Below are 23,182 nucleotides of genomic sequence, written 5' to 3'. Positions count from 1 at the left end.
CACAAACTTATTATAAGCCCATTTTTAGGGCAATTATTTCACTATATTCAAGAATTTCAGTTGATAATTACAGAAAATTTCACCGGTTCGGTTTCCCAAAATCCTTTGGCACTTTCTATTGGGATGTTTGATGGTGTTCACTTGGGACATCAGAGTATTATAAAGAAACTTAATGCCATTTCTGAAAAGAAAAACCTGGAATCTGCCATTCTTACTTTTTGGCCGCATCCAAGAACTGTTTTTAGCCCAAATGATGATTTGAAATTGTTGAACACCATTGATGAAAAAAAATATCTGCTGGAGAAAAACGGATTACAACATTTGTTTTTAAAAGAATTTGATGACGAGTTCAGAAATTTAACCGGCGAAGAATTCGTGAAACAGATTCTCGTTGATAAACTTCGGGTGAAACATTTGATTATCGGCTACGATCATACTTTTGGAAAGAACAGAAGTGGCGATTTTTCTTTGTTAAAAAAATTGGGACCGGAATTCGGTTTTGAAGTGGAACAGGTAGAAGCCGTAAATTATAAAGATTTCAATATAAGTTCCACCCAAATTAGAAATGCTTTATCAAAAGGCAATATTATTGCTGCCAATGAAATGCTCGGTTATCATTATTCGCTGTCGGGAACCGTTGTTCACGGTAAAAAAATCGGTAGAACAATTGGTTATCCAACCGCAAATATTGAAGTTGACGTGCTTAAACTTTTACCAAAAAAAGGAGCGTATATTGTCGAAGTGTTTGTAAAAAATCGTCATTATAAAGGAATGTTGAGTATCGGAACCAATCCTACCGTTAATGGAAATTCACTTTCTGTGGAAGTATATATTTTAGATTTTAATGAAGATATTTACGGCCAGAGCATCTCTGTCAACTTTCGGGAATTTCTGCATGACGAAATCAAATTTAAAAATTTGGAGAAACTGGTTGAAAGATTAGATGAAGATAAGCGATTGACAGCAGATTTTCAGTTTTAATTTTGCCACGAATTCTCAAATTTGATTTATAATATATATGAGAAGCTAATATTTTTTTATCAATCCTAATGTGTGAAATATAATTTTCTAACCAGAATCGATATTTTTTCGGTTCCGTCTGGATTAAAAGATACAATTGCCCGATGCTCTAATTCAAACATGAGGGAATTTTCATCTAATACGTTTATTTTTTGTGAAGCAAAAAAAATGAATCTAAATTTAGTCAAATTAGTTTTCACAATAGTTTCATTATTATCAAAATTCCAATTACCATTAACTTTATCTATTAAAGCAGGATTCAAATAATTTACAGTTAAATCAACATTAAATTTAATTGATTCAACACCCTTATTTGTTTCGTCTTTTATCTGATTTTCTAAAATATTATTATAATAATACGAATCTTCATAATAATCTTTCTTCCATTCAGAAGACGTTAAAAGATCAGTTTTTGTAACTTCTTGAATACTTTTTTCTCTATCGCAACCGAATAATAATGATAATATCAATAAAAAACTCACTAATTTCATAAATTATTTTAAAACAACAAATGTATTGTTTTTTTCACAAAAATCAATTCGATTGTTTATTAATAAACGCTTCCCTCATTTTCTTTGTTAAAGAATTTAAAATTAGATCATATGAATGATCGATTAATTCAAAAATCAAATCCTTTTTTAAACCGTCACAAACCACCGAATTCCAATGGGTTTTATTCATGTGATAAGCCCCGGTAATTTGCGGATGTTTTTCGCGAAGTTCTGCGCTCCATTCCGGATCGGCTTTTAAAGAAATACTGAGCGGTTGTTTTTCCAGAGGAATTAAAGCAAACATTTTCCCAGCCACTTTCAGCACCAAAGTTTCAGAATTAAAAGGAAATGTTTCTTCTACTCCTTTTTTGAGCTGGCAATAAGTTAAAATTTCGGTGATATCCATATTATAATATAAGTAATGGGTAATAAGTAATTATCAATAGGTAATAATGATTAATAATAATCGTTTTAACATTATAAAATTAATAAATTTGTGTGAGAAATTAATAATTGCTCATTACTTATTATTCATTACTCATCAAAAATTATGAAAGCATTAATCATCGGCGCTACCGGCGCGACAGGAAAAGATTTAGTTCATCAGTTGCTGCAGGATTCTGATTTTAAAGAAATTGATGTATTTGTAAGAAAACCATTGACCATCAATGATTCAAAATTAAAAACGCACGTCGTTGATTTTGAAAAACCTGAGGAATGGAAAGATCTGGTAAAAGGCGATGTTGCATTTTCCTGTCTAGGTACGACTTTGAAGGCTGCCGGGAGTAAGGAAGCTCAGAAAAAAGTAGATGTGGATTACCAATATAACTTCGCTAAAAGTGCAAAGGAAAATGAAGTGGAAGATTTCATTTTGGTTTCTGCCTACGGTGCAAGTGCGACCTCAAAAATGTTCTATTCTCAGCTAAAAGGGGAGTTGGAAGAAAAGATAAAAAAGTTGCATTTCAACAAAGTCACCATTTTTCAGCCGGGAATGCTGGAGCGGAAAAGTTCTGACCGGTTTGGTGAAGTTGCGGGCGCGAAAGTAATTAAATTCATCAACAAATTCGGTCTGTTAAAAAGCCAAAAACCTTTGCCAACCGATGTTCTTGCTCACGCAATGATTAATGCATCAAAAATAAAATCGAACGGTTATTCCAAAATTAAATTAGGAAGTATTTTCAGTTTTGCGAACAAACATAATTGATTTTTCAGTAACAGTCATTATTTTTTTAATGCAAAGACGCAAAGTTTAATTAATAATGCCCCATAAAATTACGGTCGCAAAGGCGTTTCACTTCGCAAATGGTGTCTTAAATGTTTGAGACTGAAATCTTAAGGATCTTAATTTCTTATTAATTGAAAAATTTGTGAATCACCTATTCATCAGTGTTTTAAAAAAAAACAAAAGCCGTTTCATAAATCTTGAAACGGCTTTTAATATTATATTTAAAAAAGATTAGATTTTCATAATCTCGCCTTCTTTCACTTTGAAGTGATCGTCGCACATTTTGATATATTTGTCGGTAAGAATCTGGATTTTTGCTTCTTCGTCTTTAATTAAATCTTCAGAAACTCCGTCTAATTTCCGAAGTTCTTTCATTCCATCCTGGCGTGCATTTCTTACGGTGATTTTGGTAGCTTCCGCTTCGGATTTCGCCTGTTTTGACAATTCGCGTCTTCTTTCTTCCGTCAATGGCGGAACATTCAATATGATATTATCTCCGTTATTCGATGGTGCAAATCCCAGATTTGAATTGATAATCGCTTTTTCGATGGCTCCAATAGCCGTTCTGTCCCAAGGCTGAATTGAAATCGTCATCGCATCAGGAATCATCACATTGGCAACTTGGCTCAGGGGAGTTGGCGCGCCGTAATATTCTACCATAACGTCTTGCACCATGGTTGTAGAAGCACGGCCGGCTCTAATCTTCTGAAAAGCATGTTCCAAATGTTTAATGGCCGCATCCATTTCCTGCTTGACCATGCCTGCAATAAGTTCTAATTCTTCCATTATATCTTAAATTTCTGTTTTACTAATTAAAATGAAGCACTCAAAAATAGTATTATTTTTTTATAAATTCACTAAAGTCCCGATAGTTTCTCCCTGAACTACTTTTAATAGATTTCCTTCTTTATTCATATCAAAAACAATAATGGGCAAATTATTTTCTCTACTCAATGTGAAAGCGGTCATATCCATTACTTTTAAATCTTTCTCGTATACTTCACTGTAAGTTAATGAATGAAATTTTACCGCATCAGAATTTTTTTCAGGATCAGAATCATAAATCCCATCGACTCTTGTTCCTTTTAAGATCACATCTGCATCAATTTCGATCGCACGCAAAGTTGCTGCGGTATCGGTCGTGAAATAAGGATTGCCCGTACCGGCTCCGAAAATGACCACTCTTCCTTTTTCTAAATGACGAACTGCTTTTCTTTTGATAAACGGTTCTGCAACTTTATCCATTTCAATGGCACTTTGCAAACGGGTAAAAATTCCTGCATCTTCCAACGCGCCCTGTAGAGCCATACCGTTGATCACAGTGGCCAGCATTCCCATATAATCACCCTGAACCCTATCCATTCCTGTAGCGGCACCGGCAAGACCTCTAAATATATTTCCGCCACCGATGACGATTGCCACCTGACAACCGATATCGACTACTTTTTTTATTTCAGCGGCATATTCTTTCAGTCGGTCATTATCGATTCCGTACTGGCGGTTTCCCATCAGGGCCTCGCCACTTAATTTTAGAAGAATTCGTTCGTATTTCATTTTTTACTTTTTTATTACTTTTTTACGGTGCAAATATAAGGAAACGCAAATAATTTCGTTAATAGAATTATATTTACACCGAAATTATTTTTGAAAAGCACTTAATTAAATTATTTTTGCATCTTTATAACACATTTTGAGAAAAATTACCGCTGTTTCAGCTTTATTAATTACTAGCTTATTATCTGCTCAGGAAGGCACGAATGTGTATCCTTTTCTGAATATACCCGGATCTGCCAGACAGGCAGCTTTGGGCGGTGACGCCGTTTCGGTCCGTGATTTTGATGTGAGTTTCGCCGCAATCAATCCCGGATTGATGAATTTGAACCAAGACCAAATGGTTTCCATTAACTATGCTTCTTATCTCGCCGGCTCACAATATGGAACCATCAGTTTTGTAAAAGATTTAGAAGAAGGTCATCTCATTGGGTTTAATGCCCGATATATGGATTACGGCAAAATGCCTAGAACGGATGAAAGTGCAGAAATCAATGGCCAGTTTGGCGCGATGGATGCTTCACTGGGACTTTCCTACGCGTACCAGTTTGATGAAGACTTTACTATTGCCGGCGGTGCTAATTTTGTCACTTCAAAAATCGACAGTTATACCTCGATGGCTGTTGTCGGGACGGCGGGAATTACTTATCATAACACCCAGAGCCGGGAAACCTTGGCTTTGGTATTCCGGAATTTTGGCTATCAGTTCAAATCATTTAGTGGTCTTCGTGAGGATGTGGCTTTTCGGGTGGATTTAGGATATACCAGAATTTTAGATGAATTTCCCTTGGCGTTTACCATCACGGCTCATGATTTGCAAAAACTCAACATTTCACAGGATTTCAATAATAATGGTCAGGAAATTAACTGGAGCCGCAAAGTCGCCGATCATTTTTCTTTAGGCGCTGAACTTTTTCCCGAACAGGCTTTTAATATCCGGTTCGGTTATAACGTAAGACGCGGAAATGAACTGGCCGTGTTGGATCAAAGAAGTTTTGCCGGCTTGTCCGCAGGTTTTGGCATAAAGATTTCGAGTTTCAGGTTCGATTATGCTCATATTAGATATCATAATGCTTCTAATGTGAATATGTTTGGAGTAACGCTCGATTTAATCGAAGTTTCGGGGAACAGGAGATAAAGATTTTCTTTCATTAGAGCGTGTTTAAAGATTAAATTAAGAAAAAGTTTATTGGGATATTCATATGGAAAAATAGCATAAAAAAACTGACTATCAGTTCTTAATATTTATTATTTCTCGTAACTTCTTGGTTGTTCACAGTAACCTTTGGAAAAATCACCGCGGTGAAAATAATAAATCACCGCGGTGAAATTTAGAAAAGACCGCGGTGTTTCTTAATTTTAGGTTTTAAAAAATAACTTGATATACCTGCAAAATTTATTACCACTACACATTAAATGAACTCATCAGGGAAAACTCTGAAAATAGGGTCAAATTATCCGCCATAAAGTTTTTATTGAATAAATTTAAACAGGTTCTAAAAACACCATTAATTGTTGCCCAGCAAACAGAACAGTACTGATTTATTTTTTTTCTCGGAAAATTTTCAGGAAATTTGCCTTATGAGAAAACCTGTAATTGCTATCGACGGCTACTCTTCTACCGGCAAAAGTTCGATTTCTAAAATCATTGCTCAAAAACTCGGTTTGGTGCATTTGGATACCGGAGCGCTCTACCGTGGAATTACTTATTTTGCTTTAAAAAACTGTTTAAACGCCAATGGTGAAATAAACTTGCCGGAACTCTTTAACAGGTTAAATGAAATAGAACTCGAATTTAAACCAATCGATCGTGAACTGGTGATATTCCTTAATGGCAATGATATTTCGACAGATATCCGGACCAATGAAATCTCTCAAAATGTAAGCTTAATTGCCAGTCAAAAAGAAGTACGTGATTTTCTGCTCGATGCTCAAAGAGAAATGGCAGAAAAAGGTGGCGTCATTATGGACGGCCGCGATATCGGAACTGTTATTTTACCCACAGCTGATTTTAAATTCTTTCTCACAGCCAGTGTCGACGAACGGACCAAAAGACGTTTTTTGGAGCTGCAAAGTTTAGGCATCGAAACGGATGAAAATACCGTGCGTGAAAATTTAATCTCCAGAGATAAAACAGACAGCGAAAGAGAAGTTGCCCCATTAAGAAAAGCAGATGATGCGATCACCATCGATAATTCAGATTTTACAAAAAATGAGACCGTAGATTTAATTTTATCCTATCTAAAGGACTTTTAACAAAATTTTAAGATAACATTTTATTTCTTTGGTATATTAATTGTAACTTTAGAAGAGATGGAGAAATCCAACGTAAGATTTATTAACTATTAAAAAAATTAACTAAGATGTCAAAAAAAGGAAATAATGCAGCAAGTGTATTAGCAGGTTTATTAGCTGGAGCAGCAGCAGGTGTTGTTCTGGGAATGCTTTATGCTCCGGAAGAAGGTGCAGAAACAAGAAAAAAAATCAAGAGCAAAGCAAATGATTTAAAAGATCAGGCAGTTGATCAGTACAGTAAGGTTTCTGAGAAAGCAAAAGAACAGTATGAAGACGTATCGGGAAAAGTGAAAGATCAGTATGATACGATCTCATCTCAACTGAAAGAAACTGCTGACAAAGTAGTATCTTCCGTAAAAGAAGGCTACGATAAGTACAAAGATGAAGCAGTTGCTAAAACCAAAGAGGTTGTAGGTGATGTAGAAAACGAATTAGACGGAATGAAATCGTAATAAGATATCAGATTATTCCTAAAAATAAAAAGGAACTTTAGATAAGTTCCTTTTTTTGTAACTTTAAAAAAAATATTATGGTTGACATTGTAAAAGAATTCGCCTCAAAAAAAATAGATCTGCTTAAAATGGAGATGACGGAAAAATCTTCGCTCACGGTAGGTACTTTAACTTATCTTGTTTTAGCATCGGTTGCGGCTCTGTTCTTCATCATTCTCTTTAATATTGGTTTGGGTTTACTGATTGGTTTCTGGTTAGGTAATTACGCCTACGGAATTCTGATAATGGCCGGGTTTTATTTACTGATTTTAATCATCACTTTTGCAGTCCGAAATACCATTAGAAATAAGGTGGCCGATAAAATTATTAAATTTATAAATTCCTAAAGATGAGCACGAAATACAACAGCTTAGAAGAACTCCGAAGAAAGAAAGCACTTCTGAAAAAAGAGGTTTCTGAGTTAGAAGATCTTCTAACCTTCGACAATGCCAAAGAAAGTCTCAGCGCTTTAACTAATGGTTTTACAGATAAATATCTGCAGGAAAACAAATCGACGGACGGCGAAACCAAGATTTCTTTGAATACCAATGAAATTGTAAGGGAGATTTCCGGGAGTATAAAAGATTCAATTCTAAACAAAAATGCGGTGTACGGCTTTGCAAAAAGCGATGCGGGAATGAGTATTGTTGAAAATGCAATGAAATTAGGAGCGGTAAGTTTTGTAGGAAATTATGCGCGGAAAAATCTTTATAATAAAAGCTGGAAGAAAAAGATGATCGGTTTAGCGCTTATTTATCTGGCGCCAATCGCACTTCGCTTTATCCGTAAAAAATTAGAAGATTATCAAAAAAGTAAAACAACTTCCAGTTTCGAACAGTTGATATAAAAAATACAGAGTCGGTTTTCCGGCTTTTATTTTTTTGCGAAAATCTGACCCAGGATAATCCCGGCAGACATTGCTACATTCAAACTTTCGGTAGACTGCGATTTTCCAAAGCGCGGAATTGTTATTTTGTCTGTCAACAGAGTCTCAATTTCCGGTCTGATTCCGTTTCCTTCATTGCCGAGAACTAAATTAAATTGGGCCGGGAACTGATAGTCATAAAAATCAGTGCCATCCATATCCGTTCCGATGATGGGTTGTTTATTTTCAGAAAGATAATTTTCTAAATCCCGGTAAACGATATTTACCCGAAGAAAAGATCCCATACTTGCCTGAATAACCTTGGGATTATAAAAATCCGCAGTATCCTCACTACAGATGATTTGTGAAATCCCAAACCAGTCCGCCAGCCGGATAATCGTTCCCAAGTTGCCGGGATCCTGAATTCCGTCTAAAATTAATTGAATGCCTGTTTGCTCCAACAACATTTCTTCCTTAAGTTCGCAGACCGCCACTGAATCTTTAGGATGTTGCAGGAAACTTATTTTCTGCAATTCATTTGGTGAAATTTCTGTAGCAGCGAGATTGACAGCTGATAATTCAGCAGGGTTTACCGAAAAAATTTCATTGATTCTGAACTTTGAAGTTGGTATTTCTTTAAGCGTTTTATTACCCTCAACCAAAAACAAATTGTATTTTTGTCTGAACTTCTTTTTATCAAGAGACTGTAAAATCTTTTTTTTATGAGCCGTAAGCATTTTTCAAAATATTTTCAAAAGTATTACTTATTTTTTTCATCTGCAATCACAATTGTTTTTTTGTATGCCTGCAGTACAACAAAAAAAGTTCCTGATGGTGAGTATCTTTTGACCAAAAATAATTTCAGATATGAAGATGGGAAAGTGCACGATGATGAAATTGAAAGTCATGTGAGTCAAAAACCCAATAAAAAGCAACTTTTTATCTTGCCAATTGGATTGTGGATGTACAATGCAACCAATCCTAAATACGATTCTATTCTTGCGGAATACATGACTTACCCCAATGAAATGAGGGATCAGAAACTTCGGGATTCCCTTTTTGTGAAATACAAACATCCGGAATTTGTTGGAAAACGGCTTTTTTATGAGAGATTTTTACAGAATATTGGACAGCCTCCCGTCATTTTAGATCAGGGAAAAACGGAACAGAGCGCGACCTCAGTCCGTAAATTCTTAGTGTATAAAGGATATTGGGATACCGATGTAAAGTTCACCCTAGATTTAGATTCAGCAGCAAAAAAAGCACAGGTTAATTATTTAATTACCCATAAAGATCCAACCTATATCAGCGATTATTACTATAATATTCCGGATCCCGCCATTAAAAATATTTATGAGCAACATCTTGCTAAAAGTTTGGTTCGGGGAAAAAAGATATTGGATCAGTCGGTTTTAGAGAAAGAAGTCAAAAGGATTAACGATTTGATGAAGGACTACGGTTATTACAAATTCAATAATACTAATGAAGAAATCTACTTTACAGCAGATACGTTACAAAGCAGAAAGAATGTTCCGCTGACCATGGATATTCATAAAGATTCTATAGATTCGCGTTATAAGCTTACAACCATCGGAAATGTGAAGGTTCATCTTCTGGAAAAACTATCGGATTCGGCAGATACGGTCAAAGATTCATTATTAAGAATTAATTTTTATAAGCTTGATGATCAGTATAAAACAATGTCCTTGTGGAGACCGATTATTTTGCGGCCCGGAGAAGTATATGATCAGAGAAATTTGGATTTAACGAAGAGGAATATCGCGGCGATGAATAATTTCAGTATTATTAAATATGATGAGATTCTGCGCAAGTCCAGCGACAGTATTTTAGATGTAAACTATTTTCTGGCACCATTGCCAAAGTATGATTTAAAAGTGGCGACCGATATCAATTATTCTCAAATTTTAAACTTTGGAGTTTCCCCTTCAATTGATCTTACAAGCCGTAATGTTTTCGGAGGTGCTGAAAACCTGACAACAAGTCTTTCCGGGATTTTCGGTTCTGTGACCAATTCTAAAAATACAAGCCAACGAACCCTCGCGTATGAAATTCTGGCACAAACTTCGTTGAGTTTCCCGAGGTTACTGCTTCCTTTTAAAACCTGGAAATTAGTTCCCAAAAAGTACTCTCCTACTTCATCGATTGTTTTAGGAGCTTCGGTTCAGGATAATATAGGATTAGGAAGAATTGGCTTTAACGCAGGTCTGAACTACTTTGCCAATGCCAATGATATTGTTTCTCACCGGCTTTCTATTTTTAATACCCAACTAAGTTTAACCCGAAATAAAGACCGGTATTATGATTTCTTTCCACAGGATGCAGAAGTCCGCAACCAAATGTTTAAAATTTATTCTCCTGCTTTATACCAGGATTTCGTTGCAGGAAGTATAAGTTCTGATGATTTTTCAACCATGATCGTAGATGATAAAAGCTTTCAGGAATCCTTAACCGGTGATAACCTTTCCTCATTAAATAATTTCCTGCAGTCTTTGATCAATAAAGACCGTCAAACGCAGGATATTCTTATTTCTTCGGTAATTTATAATTTTATTTATAATGAAATCGGAAAGAAAGACCGCCCTAATCCGTTCTATTTTAATGGTAAATTTGAAATCGCCGGAAATATTTTCAGTGCATTCAACAGCGGCCGAAAAGACGATGGAATAGTCTCTGGCCCCTCCAGAACCATTTTCAAAATCCCCTATTCCCAGTTTGTGAAATTTGATTTTGATGTCAGAAAATATTTCACCTTTAATAATGAAAAACAAACACTCGCATTAAGACAGTTTATCGGCATCGGAATTCCCTACGGTAATTCTTCGACAATGCCATTTGTAAGATCTTATTTTAATGGTGGTTCCAATGATATTCGCGCCTGGCGCGTGTACGGAGGTTTGGGTCCTGCTGATTCTCAACTGGATGAAAGGGTCCGTTCTTACGTAATGGACAATATAAAACTGACCACCAATATTGAGTACAGGATGCCATTTACAGACATGTTTGAAGGCGCCGCCTTCGTAGATGCAGGAAATATCTGGAGTTTAAAAGACAGCGGATTTGGTGACCAGTTTAAGTTTAACAAATTCATTTCTCAGATGGGAGTCGGAACCGGAGTTGGTCTGAGGATTAATATCGCCTATATTACTTTGCGGTTAGATGCGGCATACAAAGTCTACGATCCCAATCAGCCTGTGGGCGACCGATGGGTTTTTGGAAGTACGTGGAAACCGGTGGTTAATTTTGCTTTCGGTTATCCTTTTTAAGAACCTGTTTAAGTTTATTTTAAAAACAATAAAGGCCAAAAGCGATATTTTTTTAAGTCTTTCAAAAGATCAAAAAGAAAGCGTACTAAAAAGTTGCCGTTTTTTACCTTTTGTAGATTTTCCGTTTAGATTTAAACCTATAAAATAAGGAGCAAAAACCTTCTGGTTTTCACTCCTTATTTCTATTTTCTGACCATTTCTGAGACGGTCTTTTTCTAAGAACTTTAAATTTTTTTTAAAACCCGAAAAGGCAATCTTTTTATCACTTTTAAACAGGCTTGAAGTACACATTAACTATTCAAGATCGAAAAGATCACCGATCGTTCCTTCTTCTGGAATTTCCTCATCCGTAAGATTTTCGCTATTATCAGTTTCTTCTTCTTCCTCTTTAATAACTTCTTCTTCCGGTTCGGGAATGATGATATTAATGGATTTCACTTTGTCTTTAATAAACTGATTTCCGATCGCTTTAATACCTTTTACCGAGATGAATTCATCAATATTAACGGTTTCAGGCTCTTTATCTTTGCCTTTCTCTTTGGCAAAAATAATTTCGGCCGTCGCATTATTGGCAATCAGGACATTTTCTACAAATGATTTCGGATGATCAGACGGCATGAAATTCTGAACGTTCGCCGTATTCTCGAGCAGGAATCTTTTAATAAAATAAATCTGTTTTTCACCATCAAAATAAATACAGGTAATTGGTTGCTCTGGTCTCCATTTTTCGAGGACCAAATATTCATCATCGAAACGGTTACCTAATTCGAAACTCACCAACTTGGCTTCCCCATGAGAATTGATAATTACTATTTTGTCATCGCCTTTGAAAGTTCCCAGTAAAGTTCCGCGCGCATCGGCATTTAATCGACGGACCGTATCATCAAACCAGATTTTTCTCGGTGCCAAAGTTGAGTGACCCTCTTCTTTTAAATCAACCTTTTTGACAATATATTTGGTGACCACATTGCCTTTGGAATCACGGCCTTTTATCGCCAGATCTGAGAAATCAATATCGATTTTGTTTTTTCTTACCCGCGCATTTGGTTTTAATAAAACGGTTACTTTCTCGGCTTCACCATTAGGATTTGCTGAGAAGTACAGCATTTCGGATCCTTTTTTATCCGAAGCCAATTTGTAATCGGTATTTCTGGTAACGCCGGTCACAGAAAAACGTTTCATATAATAGGGGCCGTCTTTTCCTTCCCGGTAAATCATATTGTAAACCGTTCTTTTATCGTTCTTTTTCCAGATGGCAACGTGTTGAATATTCTTACCGATAAATGTTTTGGCTTCCACTTTCACCACCCGCATCGTGCCATCTTTCTGGAAGGTAATAATATCGTCGATATCCGAACAGTCGAATAAATACTGATCTTTTTTCAGTGAAGTTCCGATAAATCCTTCTTCAAAATTGGCATAGAATTTCTCGTTGGCCACCGCAACTTTCGTCGCATCAATCGTATCAAAAATTCTGAGTTCAGTTTTCCGCACTCTTCCTTTTCCGTATTTTTTCTGAATATTTGAATAATAGTCAATCGCGTACGGGATCAGATGTTCAAGATTATATTTTACCTGCTCGATTTTCCCTTCAAGGGCTTTAATATTTTCTTTGAATTTATCTAAATCGAAACGCGAAATTCTTTTAATTCTAATTTCGGTTAATCTTAAAATATCTTCTTCGGTTACCGCTCTTAATAAATGAGTGGTATGAGGTTTCAGCCCTTTGTCGATGGTCGCAATGACTTCGTCCCAGGATTTAACCTCCTCGATATCGTGGTAAATTCTGTTCTCAATAAAAATTCTTTCCAACGAAGAAAAATGCCAGTTTTCCTGCAGTTCATGCAATTCGATCTGCAGTTCTTTTTTAAGCAGAGAAACCGTGTGATCTGTATTCTGTCTGAGGATTTCAGACACATTCAGGAACATCGGTTTGTCGCCGACAATTACGCAGGCATTCGGTGAAATCGGAATTTCGCAATCGGTAAAAGCGTATAAGGCATCGATCGTTTTATCAGGCGAAACATCATTGGTCAGAAAAATATTGATTTCAACTTCGTCGGAAGTATTGTCTTCAATTTTCTTGATTTTTATCTTGCCTTTTTCATTGGCTTTAATGATGGAATCAATTAAATCGCTGGTGTTTTTACCAAAAGGAAGTTCATTAATGCAAAGCGTATTTTTATCTTTCTGAATAATCCGGGCTCTGGCACGGATTCTTCCGCCACGTTCGCCGTCATTATAATTTGAAACATCGAGCATTCCACCCGTTATAAAATCCGGAAAAATCTGAAATTTCTTCCCTTTTAAGTGAGCGATAGAAGCATCAATTAATTCGTTGAAATTATGAGGCATAATCTTGGTAGAAAGTCCTACACCAATTCCCTCGACTCCCTGTGCGAGAAGCAGTGGAAACTTTACCGGCAGGTCAATGGGTTCGTTATTTCTGCCGTCGTAGGATTTAGCCCATTCTGTGGTTTTCGGGTTGAAGACCACTTCCAAAGCGAAAGGCGTAAGTCTTGCTTCAATATATCTGGCTGCTGCCGCAGAATCTCCGGTGAAGATATTTCCCCAGTTTCCCTGCGTATCAATCAACAATTCTTTCTGCCCAATTTGAACCATTGCATCGGTAATCGACGCATCGCCGTGTGGGTGGTACTTCATCGTATTTCCTACGACATTGGCAACTTTGTTATATCTGCCGTCTTCCAACTCACGCATGGAGTGCATGATTCTTCTTTGAACCGGTTTGAAACCATCAAAAATAGAAGGAATCGCACGATCCAAAATAACGTATGATGCATAATCGAGAAACCAGTCCTTGTACAGACCGGAAACTTTTCTCAGGGATTCTTCCCGGTGATTTTCTTGCTCTTCCATCAACTAATATCTTCTCTCTTTTGTTCTTTATTATTTCTAATGACTTTGCTGAGAGAAATTTTTAAGTCATTTAATTCTTTCCTGGTCAGATACGAAATATCATATTTAAGAACAATATTTCCTTTCTTACTATTGATTGTAATGTACAATCTTTTCAAAATAAAAATATTAATAATATCGTACGCTAAAAGTTTATATTTTGGAAACTCGTCGCTGAGACTTTTATTTAAAAATAAAACAACATTGCTGTTTTTAAAATTTAAAGCTTCCCCATCACTGTCATATTCAAAAATTTGCCTTCCTCTCCAATAAAATATCAATACTGTCACTACCGGAACGATAATGAGCAAATATTGCATTGATCCTAAGTAATCGTAAATAAAATATTCTAATAAAAAAGCCGTTGCTCCAAAAACAGAAATGATGAATACCAATGTACTCAGGAACCTAAAATAGCCCGCTTTGTTTTTATTATTTAATCTCATTCTCCTTAATTAATTTCCGGTTCAGCTTCTGCCAACATTTCTTTTTTATCAATATCGGGATCTTCTACGACGAGATTTTCCAGAATAAATAACTGGCGGTCCGGCGTGTTTTTACCCATATAAAACTCCAGTAAATGATCTATGGTCTGGTCTTTCCCAATAACGACCGGTTCCAACCGGATATCTTTCCCGATAAAATGCTTAAACTCATCCGGAGAGATTTCCCCAAGTCCTTTGAATCGGGTGATTTCTGGGCTTTTACCCAATTCCTGCAGGGCTTTTACCCTTTCAGGTTCTGAATAACAATATCTGGTTTCTTTTTTATTTCGCACCCTGAACAGTGGCGTTTGCAGAATATAAAGATGTCCGTTTTTAATTAAATCCGGGAAAAACTGAAGGAAGAAAGTAATCATCAGCAAACGGATGTGCATCCCGTCGACATCGGCATCGGTGGCGATGATCACGTGATTGTACCGGAGATCTTCCAAAGAGTCTTCAATATTTAAAGCGGCCTGCAGATAGTTGAATTCTTCATTTTCATACACGACCCGTTTCGTCAAACCATAACAGTTCAGCGGTTTACCTTTCAACGAAAAAACGGCCTGCGTTTCTACATCGCGCGATTTGGTAATCGAGCCGGAAGCAGAATCTCCCTCGGTGATGAAGATCATGGTTTCTGCCTTTCTCAATGCTTTTTGGTCGTTGTAATGCTGTCTGCAATCCCGGAGTTTTTTGTTGTGCAAAGAAACTTTTTTCGCTCTTTCTCTCGCTAATTTCTGAATGCCCGAAAGTTCTTTCCTTTCTCTTTCAGAAATGATGATTTTGCGGTGAATCGCTTCCGCAATTTCCTGGTTTTGATGAAGGAAATTATCGAGTTTATTTTTTAAGAAATTGGTAATAAAAGATCTTACCGTTTCTTTTCCCGGCTCAATTTCGTTGGATCCTAATTTTGTTTTCGTCTGGGATTCGAAAACAGGTTCAATGACTTTAATGGCAACGGCAGCAATAATCGATTTCCGAATATCGGCAGCCTCAAAGTTTTTATTAAAATATTCTCGGATTGTTTTCACATAGGCTTCCCGGAAGGCATTTAAGTGCGTTCCACCTTGCGTCGTATTTTGTCCGTTGACAAAAGAAAAATAAGTTTCAGATTGTGATTTATCCGAATGCGTAATGGCAACTTCAATATCTTCATCTTTCAAATGAACGATCGGGTAGATAATTTCGCCCTCAATTTCTTCATTCAATAAATCTTTCAGCCCGTTTTCTGAGAAATACGTTTCGCCATTAAAAACTATTTTTAAACCCGGATTCAGGTAGCAATAGTTTTTGAGCATTTTCTCGATATATTCCTTGCGAAATTTGAAATGAGTGAATATCGTAGTATCCGGCACAAAAGTGATTTCAGTTCCGTTTCTGTCTGTAGAATCTGCCTCCGGAAAATCGTCCGTAATAAGTCCTTTTGAAAACTGGGCAATTTTCATTTTTCCGTCGCGGACGGATTTTACTTTGAAAAACTCTGAAAGCGCATTGACGGCCTTGGTTCCTACTCCATTTAAACCGACTGATTTTTTAAAAGCTTTCGAATCGTACTTTCCACCAGTATTCATTTTAGAAACGGCGTCAACTACCTTTCCTAAAGGAATCCCACGGCCATAATCACGGATCACGGCTTTGCCGTCATCGATTTTTATTTCGATTCTTTTTCCGGATTTCATCACGAATTCATCGATCGAGTTATCGATGATTTCTTTGAGCAAAATATAGATTCCGTCGTCAGCCGAAGAACCATCGCCCAATTTACCGATATACATTCCCGGTCGCAGTCGGATATGCTCTTGCCAATCTAGGGTTCTGATATTGTCTTCGGAATAATTGACCGTATTGTTTTCGCTCATATTTTTTAGAAAGTACTTTAAAATTCAGTAACTCACAAAAATAGCGAAAGGAAATTGATTTCTAAAATTTTGTGGAAAAGTTTTCGGTAACTGTCCAGTATTAATGATCATAAAAGTTAAATTCCCGGTTAAGAATTCCCGTTTTCACTTTAAAAAAGGTTCACCCATTTCTCAAAAGCCAGCATATAATCTCTCAGAAAAGTCTCTGTTTTTTCGATGACTGTTTTTCCATCTTCCCGTAATAATTCATGAACTTTTCCGATATAAGCTTCCGGTTGCTGCATCATCGGAATATCCAGGAAAACAACGGCTTGACGAATATTATGATTCGAGCCAAGACCACCTGTAGCACCCGGAGAAACAGTTACTACCGCACCTGATTTTCCTTTCCAGGCACTTTTTCCGGGCGGCCGCGAACCGACATCAATGGCGTTTTTCAAACCTCCGGGAATCGTCCGGTTGTATTCCGGAGAAACGAAAAGTACAGCATCTGAATTTTGAATGATTTCACGGAAATCAGTCCATTCTTTAGGTGGATTTGTATCTAAATCTTCATTATAAAGTGGCAAATTACCGATTTCCACCATTTCCATTTTTAAAGTTTTGGGAGCAAGGCGAATCAGTTCATTGGCGATTTTTCTGTTGAATGATTCTTTTCTCAAGCTGCCCACTAAAACTGCGATTTTCTTTTCCATCATTTTAATTTTAATTAAAGTTACACATTCGAAACAGGTTGAAGTTTTACAAATTAATCTTACAAAAATTTAATCATTCCGACAAAACTGGAACAAAAAAAAGCGAACCAAAGTTCGCTTCATAATATATTTTTAAAGAATAATCTTATTCAAAAAATGCTTTACACATTGAATCTAAAATTCATCATATCGCCATCCTGAACGATGTATTCTTTTCCTTCTACAGATAGTTTTCCGGCTTCTTTTACTTTGGCTTCGGATCCGAAATTAATGAAGTCTTCATACTTGATTACTTCTGCACGGATGAATCCTTTTTCGAAATCGGTGTGAATTACTCCAGCTGCCTGTGGTGCGGTCCAGCCTTTTCCTATAGTCCAGGCACGAACTTCTTTTACACCGGCGGTGAAATAAGTCTGCAACTGTAATAAATCGTAGGCTTTTCTGATCAACCTGTTGACACCAGGTTCCGTTAAACCCAATTCATCCAGAAACATTTCTCTTTCTTCGAAGGTATCCAGTTCATTGATGTCTGCTTCGATCTGAGCGGCCAAAACGACAACTTCTGCATTTTCTTTTTTGGCCATTTCTTCGATTTTTGCAATCCATTCGTTTCCGTTTTTAATGGAATTTTCATCGACATTACAAACATAAAGAACCGGTTTATTGGTCAACAGCTGAACTTCGGAAATGATTGAAGTAGAAAAATCATCCATTGCAAATTCACGCGCATTGTTGCCTTCCTCCACAAATTTCTGAAGATTAAGGAGCGTTTCGTAGGTCATCACATCATCCTTTTTACCGGACTTGATGAATTTTTTCGCTTTCTCAACTGCTTTTGCCAGGGTTTCAATATCTTTCAACTGAAGTTCGATATCGATAATTTCTTTATCACGGATTGGATCTACGGTTCCTTCAACATGAATAATATTTCCGTCTTCGAAACATCTTAAAACGTGAATAATCGCTTCACATTCTCTGATATTTGCCAGGAATTTATTTCCCAAACCTTCGCCTTTGCTTGCTCCTTTTACCAAACCTGCGATATCTACGATTTCTACTACGGCCGGTAAAACTCTTTCAGGTTTTACTAATTTTTCCAGTTCAAACAAACGCTCATCTGGCACAGAAACCGTACCAATATTGGGTTCGATGGTACAGAAAGGGTAATTGGCAGACTGCGCTTTGGCATTGCTCAAACAGTTAAAAAGGGTTGATTTACCTACATTGGGCAAACCTACGATTCCACATTTCATATCTTTAGTTCAAAGTTTAAAATTCAGGGTTTAAAGTCGTCCTTAAACCTATTAAATTGCGAGTTGGCAAAGATAAAGATTTTGAGTGAGTTATAGAATAAAAAAATCTGCTATTAACACAGCAGATTTTAATACTATCTTAAAAATTTTAAGTGACCATAATTTTTTTAAACCACCAAAGTCACAAAAGTGTTTAATTAAAGAAAAATCATTTTAAAGTTGGTGAAAAATCATTTTAAATTTCACATAAGTTCTGAAAGTAAATATTTTGAATTTTGTGTTCTGCCTATTATTCATAGTGAAAACTAATTTTTTTGTGACTATTGAATGGAAATTTAACCTTTCAAATTGTCGTAAGATTATGGGTTTTCAGAAGTGGCATTTCTGGCCAGTTCTGCTTCGTCCGGAACTTTTCCCAAATCTTTATCCAGGTTGAAAAGTGATTCATCGGTAGCGCGGTCGCCACCGGCAATTTTTAATTTGTCGATCAGATCCATCGCCAACGTTTCTTCTTCAATCTGTTCCTGTACAAACCACTGCAGGAAATTCCAGGTTGCCCAGTCTTTTTCTTCAAAAGCCATATTCACAAGATGATAGATTTTTTCGGTGTTATCCACTTCATGTTTAAAAACCTGATTGAAACATTCACTCAGTGTTGAAGGATCTTTATCTGGCGCTTTTATACCAGTTACAGTAGGTTTTCCACCTCTGTTTAAAATGTACTGCATGAATTTAACCGCATGATTTCTTTCCTCTAAAGAATGGCGAAACAGAAAATTCCCGATTCCGCCATATCCTTTATCGGTTGCCCAGATCCCATACGATAAATAGGTGTGAGACTGCAACAGTTCTACATTCATTTGGGTGCTCAGCGCTTCTTCCAGTGTTGAAGAAAGTCTTTTAGTGTCCATAATTTAAATTTTAATGATTGCGTATAGTTTAGCAATAATAATTCCTTTGTATAAATGTTCGATCATTTTAAGCTTTTTTTAACAGATCAGGCTTCAGATTTTTGAATCATTATTAAAGAAAGGTTGTTTTTAATATGAATTCAAAAATAATAACATTGACAATCAATCAAATACGTAAATATTGAATTTATCACTATAAAAATAGTTGTATAGTTAAAATTAAATTCTACATTTGTATCACTAAACAAATAGTGATATGCAGATTTCTCAATTAACAAAAGCCGAAGAGCAGGTGATGCACTACCTTTGGGATTTGGAAAAAGCTTTTCTTAAAGACATGCTCGAGCAGTTTCCGGAACCCAAACCGCACACCAATACCGTCTCTACCATTTTGAAGGTTTTAAAAGAAAAAGACTTCGTCGATTACAAAGTTTTCGGGAGACAACATGAATATTTCCCGTTGATTTCCAAAGAAAAATACAGCGGAAAATCGATGAAAAGCCTGGTGAAAAATTATTTTGAAGGTTCTTATAAAAACGCCGTTTCTTTTCTGGTGGAGAAAAACCAAATGAGCGTTGAAGACCTCGAAATGTTACTCGATGAACTTAAAAACAAAGAATGATGGAAGCGCTTTTTTTCTATTTCGGGAAAGTCATTTTATGTTCCGGTGTAACATTTCTGTACTATCGGTTGTTTCTTAAAGACAGGACTTTTCATCATTACAACCGGTTTTATTTGCTCGCCGCGGTGCTGATCAGTATGTTACTGCCTTTACTGAAAGTGAGTTATTTTACACTTGAAGTAAACAGCAATATGTATTTGTTAATTAATAGTTTACAAAATTTAAGTTCACCTAATAATTCAAACGATGATTTCAATTATTCTCAAATTTGCGCTTTTCTTATTGGACTGGTTACTTTCTTTTTTCTAACGAAATTAACGGTTGGACTGGTTAAAATTCACCTTTTAAAAAAGAAATACAACAAAGAAAATTTTGAAGGTATCAGCTTTTATCAGACCGATTTGGTGGAAGCTCCATTCTCCTATTTCAAAAATTTATTCTGGAAAAACTCGATTGCCATTCAGTCGGATTTAGGAAGACAAATTCTAAAGCACGAAATGGTTCACATCGAGCAAAGACATTCCTGGGACAAAATTTTTATAGAAATCACTACTGCCCTCTTCTGGTTTAATCCTTTCATTTATTTGATTAAAAAAGAAATCAATTTAATACACGAATATCTGGCTGATAAAAAGGCCGTAAAAAATTCGGACACAAAAGCATTTGCGCAGATGCTTTTAGCAAGTCACTTTTCCGGAAAAGAGTTTCCTGCCACGAGTCCTTTCTTAAGTTCTAACCTCAAAAAAAGATTAACAATGCTAAAAAAATCAAAAACAAAATACAGTTATGCGCGGCGGATTCTGGCGTTGCCTTTATTGTTTACGCTCGCATTTATGTATTTGGTGAATGCGAAAAATAAAGAGATTAGGACGACAAATCAGGAAATAACTGATTATGTCTCCACTCTTAAAAAAGATACCATTCCGCCGCCTCCACCTCCGCCGGCGCCCGTTAATGAAGAGCCACCCGGCCTTCGGGAATTAGAAAAACAGCTTCAGATTAAAGAGAAAGAACTGAAGCCGATGAACGAGGCAATCACTAAAAAAAGCGAAGAAGCGCAAAAACTCAGTGCAGAAATGCAGTTTAAAAGTAAGGAGTTAGAAAAACTGGCAAAGAACAACGATTTTAACAGCCCCAAATTCAAAAAGCTCGAAAAAGAAATGAATGCACTGGGGAACAAAATGAATCTGATATTCGAAAGCGAAGACTTCAAAAATTCCATGAAAAACCTGGATTTCAATCACGCAGAAATGGATAAACTCCATTCCAAGATTGATCAATACTACAATTCTGATGAGTTTAAACTCAAAATAAAAGACGCTGAAGCGCGCGCAAAAGAAGCAGAAAAACTGGTGAATTCTCCTGCATTTAAAAAGAAAATTGCAGCAGCAGAAAAACAGGCTTTACAGGCTGAGAAAAAAATAAATTCTCCGGAGTTTAAAAAAAGAATTGAAGAAGCCGAAAAACGTGCGAACGAAGCAGCAGATAAAGCAGTGAATTCAGTAGAATTCAAAAAGAGAATTCAGGAGGCTGAAGAAACCGCAAAGCTGGCTGCCGAAAACGGAAATTCAAAAATTATCATTTTGAACAGCAATGGAAAAAACGCGAATTCAGATGCTGATAACATTAAAATTTTCATTGACGGAAAACCTGTAACCAAATTAGAAATGGAGAATTTATCTCCAGACCGCATCGAGAAAATGGAAGTGAATAAAAAAGGTTACAACGGCACTAAATCCGGAGAAATCCATATCACCACAAAGAAATAACTCATCACAAATTGCCAAAGCTCTTTTAAACTTTGGCAATTTTTTTAACTATAAAAAATCATCAATGAAAAAATATCTCCCCCTCTTTCTATTAGCCTGCAACTTCTTTTTTGCTCAAAACCAACGGTTCAGTTATGAATATCAGTTCGTAAAAGACTCCTTAAATAAACAGGACATCACCAAAGAACTGATGAATCTGGATATCTCCAAAGACGGCTCCAGTTTTTACAGCCGGGACGTGCATATTTCAGATTCTACCATGAATGCTTATTTTGAAAGACAAATCAAAAATACAGGTTCCATGAATGTTGATACGAAGATGATGTCGCAGCGGAAAGGAAGCGTGAGATACAAAATCTTTAAAAAATATCCTGATTTTAAAATAGCTGCATCCATCAACATCGGAATGGATTCTTATCAAGTTTCTGATGACCGGAAAATGGTCTGGACTATTTTGCCTGATCAACAAAAAATCGGTGAATTCAATGCGCAAAAAGCGACTACAGACTTTGCCGGAAGAAAATGGGTGGCGTGGTTTTCTGCGGAATTGCCTTTTCAGGACGGCCCTTACAAATTTCACGGTTTACCGGGATTAATTGTAAAACTTGAAGATCTCACCAAAACACATCAGTTTGAGTTAATCGGCATTTCGAAGTTTACGCCTGTCACTGAAAAAGTTTCCGAATTTACAGTGAAAAAGAAGGAAATTGAAATCAATCAGAAGCAGTACAGAAAAATCTATTTAGAAGACCGGAATGATCCTGCCAAAGCAATTAAGCAGGCATTAGCCAATGGAGCAGTTTTTCAGTTGACCGATCAGAACGGAAACAGTATCGCTCCGGCAGAAATGATTAAAAACAAAGAGCAAGGTGCAAAAGCAAAAAACGCAAAAGACAATAACCTGCTCGAACTCGATCTGCTGAAATAAACTATTAAAATTCCTGACAATTTTCATCTTTAGAAAAAGGAAAATTTCCTTAACTTTAATGTATTAAAAAATTAAATATTTAAAGTCATGGAAAATCACAACCTTACCCACGAATTCCCTGAACTGGAAGATAAAATCAATGTGCTTAAGCTGAATGATGAAACCTTCAAAAAAATGTACGTGAATTATGAAGAAGTAAATGCCCTCATTCAGCATTACGAAGAAGGCGAGCAGAATCATACGACCGACGAACATTTAACAGAATTACGCAAAAAAAGAGTTCATTTAAAAGATGATGTGTACTCTTATTTAAAACAGAATTAAAATTTGGCGACCTACTCATTTATTTCAAAGCGGCTTGAAAAGGCCGCTTTTATTGTTGTATTTTCCGAATAATTAGCTTGATATAAAGGTGTTTTCAAGCTTATTATTAAACTTTCTATAAATTTTAACATAATTTTTTATTAAATTAAACAACTTATAAAAGAAATTGACGAAAAAAGATTACTTTTGCACCGT

General features: G+C 36.2%; 23 protein-coding genes. 12 read left to right on the top strand and 11 right to left on the bottom strand.

From position 1 onward, the window contains the following. Positions 1 to 60: 60 nt before the first annotated feature. Positions 61 to 981 carry a bifunctional riboflavin kinase/FAD synthetase gene (locus QF004_RS01380; protein WP_307422021.1) on the top strand — a complete coding sequence of 307 codons (921 nt, stop codon included), beginning with the start codon at positions 61 to 63 and terminating at the stop codon, positions 979 to 981. A gap of 65 nt (positions 982 to 1,046) precedes the next feature. On the opposite strand, the gene QF004_RS01375 is transcribed toward QF004_RS01380, so the two are convergent. Both QF004_RS01375 and QF004_RS01370 read right to left on the bottom strand, forming a co-directional pair. Further along, positions 1,047 to 1,511, bottom strand: coding sequence for a hypothetical protein (locus QF004_RS01375; RefSeq protein ID WP_307422020.1), 465 nt, complete (start codon positions 1,509 to 1,511; stop codon positions 1,047 to 1,049). 43 nt (positions 1,512 to 1,554) lie between these two features. Continuing rightward, on the bottom strand, positions 1,555 to 1,917 hold the full coding sequence (locus tag QF004_RS01370) for an MmcQ/YjbR family DNA-binding protein (RefSeq protein WP_133440557.1): 363 nt from the start codon (positions 1,915 to 1,917) through the stop codon (positions 1,555 to 1,557). Positions 1,918 to 2,061: 144 nt separating this feature from the next. Here QF004_RS01370 and QF004_RS01365 point away from each other — a divergent pair, with 144 nt between their 5' ends. Beyond that, positions 2,062 to 2,715: an NAD(P)H-binding protein gene (locus QF004_RS01365; protein ID WP_307422018.1), complete on the top strand. Its 654-nt coding sequence runs from the start codon at positions 2,062 to 2,064 to the stop codon at positions 2,713 to 2,715. A gap of 252 nt (positions 2,716 to 2,967) precedes the next feature. Here the strand turns inward: QF004_RS01365 and frr are convergent, their stop codons facing one another. Beyond that, complete coding sequence (gene frr / locus QF004_RS01360) at positions 2,968 to 3,522, bottom strand: ribosome recycling factor (protein ID WP_133440555.1); 555 nt, start codon at positions 3,520 to 3,522, stop codon at positions 2,968 to 2,970. Between the two features lie 60 nt (positions 3,523 to 3,582). Beyond that, the gene (gene pyrH, locus QF004_RS01355) at positions 3,583 to 4,290 is read right to left on the bottom strand and encodes a UMP kinase (protein ID WP_133440554.1); all 708 of its coding nucleotides are present in this window, start codon (positions 4,288 to 4,290) and stop codon (positions 3,583 to 3,585) included. Between the two features lie 136 nt (positions 4,291 to 4,426). Between pyrH and porQ the strand changes: the two genes are divergently transcribed. The 5 genes from porQ to QF004_RS01330 all read left to right on the top strand — a co-directional run bounded on the left by porQ (position 4,427) and on the right by QF004_RS01330 (position 7,920). After that, positions 4,427 to 5,425, top strand: a complete 999-nt coding sequence (gene porQ / locus QF004_RS01350; RefSeq protein WP_307422017.1) for a type IX secretion system protein PorQ — start codon at positions 4,427 to 4,429, stop codon at positions 5,423 to 5,425. A gap of 443 nt (positions 5,426 to 5,868) precedes the next feature. Further along, positions 5,869 to 6,543, top strand: a complete 675-nt coding sequence (gene cmk, locus QF004_RS01345) for a (d)CMP kinase (RefSeq protein ID WP_307422015.1) — start codon at positions 5,869 to 5,871, stop codon at positions 6,541 to 6,543. Between the two features lie 107 nt (positions 6,544 to 6,650). Beyond that, positions 6,651 to 7,034: a YtxH domain-containing protein gene (locus QF004_RS01340; RefSeq protein ID WP_133440551.1), complete on the top strand. Its 384-nt coding sequence runs from the start codon at positions 6,651 to 6,653 to the stop codon at positions 7,032 to 7,034. 77 nt (positions 7,035 to 7,111) lie between these two features. Beyond that, the gene (locus tag QF004_RS01335) at positions 7,112 to 7,420 is read left to right on the top strand and encodes a phage holin family protein (protein ID WP_307422014.1); all 309 of its coding nucleotides are present in this window, start codon (positions 7,112 to 7,114) and stop codon (positions 7,418 to 7,420) included. Between the two features lie 2 nt (positions 7,421 to 7,422). Further along, positions 7,423 to 7,920 carry a phosphoribosyl-ATP pyrophosphatase gene (locus tag QF004_RS01330; protein ID WP_133440549.1) on the top strand — a complete coding sequence of 166 codons (498 nt, stop codon included), beginning with the start codon at positions 7,423 to 7,425 and terminating at the stop codon, positions 7,918 to 7,920. A 26-nt stretch (positions 7,921 to 7,946) separates the two neighbouring features. On the opposite strand, the gene QF004_RS01325 is transcribed toward QF004_RS01330, so the two are convergent. After that, positions 7,947 to 8,675 (bottom strand): RNA methyltransferase, encoded by a 729-nt coding sequence (locus tag QF004_RS01325; RefSeq protein WP_133440548.1) that lies wholly within the window; start codon positions 8,673 to 8,675, stop codon positions 7,947 to 7,949. Here QF004_RS01325 and QF004_RS01320 point away from each other — a divergent pair. Continuing rightward, a complete protein-coding gene (locus tag QF004_RS01320; protein ID WP_307422012.1) occupies positions 8,661 to 11,222 on the top strand; it encodes a BamA/TamA family outer membrane protein in 2,562 nt (853 codons plus the stop codon). The genes QF004_RS01325 and QF004_RS01320 overlap by 15 nt on opposite strands. Before the next feature lie 294 nt (positions 11,223 to 11,516). Here QF004_RS01320 and QF004_RS01315 read toward each other — a convergent pair whose 3' ends face one another. From QF004_RS01315 to QF004_RS01290, 6 genes are all read right to left on the bottom strand, one after another. Then, a complete protein-coding gene (locus QF004_RS01315; RefSeq protein ID WP_307422010.1) occupies positions 11,517 to 14,102 on the bottom strand; it encodes a DNA gyrase/topoisomerase IV subunit A in 2,586 nt (861 codons plus the stop codon). Further along, positions 14,102 to 14,587 carry a hypothetical protein gene (locus QF004_RS01310; RefSeq protein WP_307422008.1) on the bottom strand — a complete coding sequence of 162 codons (486 nt, stop codon included), beginning with the start codon at positions 14,585 to 14,587 and terminating at the stop codon, positions 14,102 to 14,104. The genes QF004_RS01315 and QF004_RS01310 overlap by 1 nt, the downstream gene beginning before the upstream one ends. A gap of 5 nt (positions 14,588 to 14,592) precedes the next feature. Next, positions 14,593 to 16,485 (bottom strand): DNA topoisomerase IV subunit B, encoded by a 1,893-nt coding sequence (locus QF004_RS01305; RefSeq protein WP_307422006.1) that lies wholly within the window; start codon positions 16,483 to 16,485, stop codon positions 14,593 to 14,595. Positions 16,486 to 16,634: 149 nt separating this feature from the next. Beyond that, positions 16,635 to 17,183: an NADPH-dependent FMN reductase gene (locus QF004_RS01300; RefSeq protein WP_307422005.1), complete on the bottom strand. Its 549-nt coding sequence runs from the start codon at positions 17,181 to 17,183 to the stop codon at positions 16,635 to 16,637. A gap of 158 nt (positions 17,184 to 17,341) precedes the next feature. Further along, positions 17,342 to 18,433 (bottom strand): redox-regulated ATPase YchF, encoded by a 1,092-nt coding sequence (ychF, locus tag QF004_RS01295; RefSeq protein ID WP_307422003.1) that lies wholly within the window; start codon positions 18,431 to 18,433, stop codon positions 17,342 to 17,344. A gap of 359 nt (positions 18,434 to 18,792) precedes the next feature. Further along, a complete protein-coding gene (locus QF004_RS01290; protein WP_307422001.1) occupies positions 18,793 to 19,344 on the bottom strand; it encodes a ferritin in 552 nt (183 codons plus the stop codon). A gap of 256 nt (positions 19,345 to 19,600) precedes the next feature. Between QF004_RS01290 and QF004_RS01285 the strand changes: the two genes are divergently transcribed. The 4 genes from QF004_RS01285 (at position 19,601) to QF004_RS01270 (ending at position 22,987) form a co-directional block, all read left to right on the top strand. Further along, positions 19,601 to 19,966, top strand: a complete 366-nt coding sequence (locus tag QF004_RS01285) for a BlaI/MecI/CopY family transcriptional regulator (RefSeq protein ID WP_133440540.1) — start codon at positions 19,601 to 19,603, stop codon at positions 19,964 to 19,966. After that, the gene (locus QF004_RS01280) at positions 19,963 to 21,735 is read left to right on the top strand and encodes a M56 family metallopeptidase (RefSeq protein ID WP_307421999.1); all 1,773 of its coding nucleotides are present in this window, start codon (positions 19,963 to 19,965) and stop codon (positions 21,733 to 21,735) included. Before QF004_RS01285 ends, QF004_RS01280 begins: the two co-directional genes overlap by 4 nt. 64 nt (positions 21,736 to 21,799) lie before the next feature. Beyond that, positions 21,800 to 22,663 carry a GLPGLI family protein gene (locus tag QF004_RS01275; RefSeq protein WP_307421997.1) on the top strand — a complete coding sequence of 288 codons (864 nt, stop codon included), beginning with the start codon at positions 21,800 to 21,802 and terminating at the stop codon, positions 22,661 to 22,663. An 87-nt stretch (positions 22,664 to 22,750) separates the two neighbouring features. After that, positions 22,751 to 22,987 carry a YdcH family protein gene (locus QF004_RS01270; protein WP_133440538.1) on the top strand — a complete coding sequence of 79 codons (237 nt, stop codon included), beginning with the start codon at positions 22,751 to 22,753 and terminating at the stop codon, positions 22,985 to 22,987. Positions 22,988 to 23,182: the final 195 nt, after the last annotated feature.

This window comes from Chryseobacterium sp. MDT2-18 (assembly GCF_030815285.1).
Lineage (GTDB): Bacteria > Bacteroidota > Bacteroidia > Flavobacteriales > Weeksellaceae > Kaistella > Kaistella salivictor.
This window is presented reverse-complemented; position numbering and strand designations above follow the sequence as displayed.

What these genes read in the sequence shown, in the direction of transcription:
- QF004_RS01325 (WP_133440548.1), bottom strand. Translation starts at nt 8,675, where the DNA reads ATGCTTACGGCTCATAAAAAAAAGATTTTACAGTCTCTTGATAAAAAG.
- QF004_RS01270 (WP_133440538.1), top strand. Translation starts at nt 22,751, where the DNA reads ATGGAAAATCACAACCTTACCCACGAATTCCCTGAACTGGAAGATAAA.
- QF004_RS01305 (WP_307422006.1), bottom strand. Translation starts at nt 16,485, where the DNA reads ATGAGCGAAAACAATACGGTCAATTATTCCGAAGACAATATCAGAACC.
- cmk (WP_307422015.1), top strand. Translation starts at nt 5,869, where the DNA reads ATGAGAAAACCTGTAATTGCTATCGACGGCTACTCTTCTACCGGCAAA.
- QF004_RS01335 (WP_307422014.1), top strand. Translation starts at nt 7,112, where the DNA reads ATGGTTGACATTGTAAAAGAATTCGCCTCAAAAAAAATAGATCTGCTT.
- QF004_RS01330 (WP_133440549.1), top strand. Translation starts at nt 7,423, where the DNA reads ATGAGCACGAAATACAACAGCTTAGAAGAACTCCGAAGAAAGAAAGCA.
- QF004_RS01275 (WP_307421997.1), top strand. Translation starts at nt 21,800, where the DNA reads ATGAAAAAATATCTCCCCCTCTTTCTATTAGCCTGCAACTTCTTTTTT.
- frr (WP_133440555.1), bottom strand. Translation starts at nt 3,522, where the DNA reads ATGGAAGAATTAGAACTTATTGCAGGCATGGTCAAGCAGGAAATGGAT.
- QF004_RS01365 (WP_307422018.1), top strand. Translation starts at nt 2,062, where the DNA reads ATGAAAGCATTAATCATCGGCGCTACCGGCGCGACAGGAAAAGATTTA.
- QF004_RS01320 (WP_307422012.1), top strand. Translation starts at nt 8,661, where the DNA reads ATGAGCCGTAAGCATTTTTCAAAATATTTTCAAAAGTATTACTTATTT.
- QF004_RS01340 (WP_133440551.1), top strand. Translation starts at nt 6,651, where the DNA reads ATGTCAAAAAAAGGAAATAATGCAGCAAGTGTATTAGCAGGTTTATTA.
- QF004_RS01290 (WP_307422001.1), bottom strand. Translation starts at nt 19,344, where the DNA reads ATGGACACTAAAAGACTTTCTTCAACACTGGAAGAAGCGCTGAGCACC.
- QF004_RS01375 (WP_307422020.1), bottom strand. Translation starts at nt 1,511, where the DNA reads ATGAAATTAGTGAGTTTTTTATTGATATTATCATTATTATTCGGTTGC.
- pyrH (WP_133440554.1), bottom strand. Translation starts at nt 4,290, where the DNA reads ATGAAATACGAACGAATTCTTCTAAAATTAAGTGGCGAGGCCCTGATG.
- QF004_RS01285 (WP_133440540.1), top strand. Translation starts at nt 19,601, where the DNA reads ATGCAGATTTCTCAATTAACAAAAGCCGAAGAGCAGGTGATGCACTAC.
- QF004_RS01300 (WP_307422005.1), bottom strand. Translation starts at nt 17,183, where the DNA reads ATGATGGAAAAGAAAATCGCAGTTTTAGTGGGCAGCTTGAGAAAAGAA.
- QF004_RS01310 (WP_307422008.1), bottom strand. Translation starts at nt 14,587, where the DNA reads ATGAGATTAAATAATAAAAACAAAGCGGGCTATTTTAGGTTCCTGAGT.
- ychF (WP_307422003.1), bottom strand. Translation starts at nt 18,433, where the DNA reads ATGAAATGTGGAATCGTAGGTTTGCCCAATGTAGGTAAATCAACCCTT.
- QF004_RS01315 (WP_307422010.1), bottom strand. Translation starts at nt 14,102, where the DNA reads ATGGAAGAGCAAGAAAATCACCGGGAAGAATCCCTGAGAAAAGTTTCC.
- QF004_RS01280 (WP_307421999.1), top strand. Translation starts at nt 19,963, where the DNA reads ATGATGGAAGCGCTTTTTTTCTATTTCGGGAAAGTCATTTTATGTTCC.
- QF004_RS01370 (WP_133440557.1), bottom strand. Translation starts at nt 1,917, where the DNA reads ATGGATATCACCGAAATTTTAACTTATTGCCAGCTCAAAAAAGGAGTA.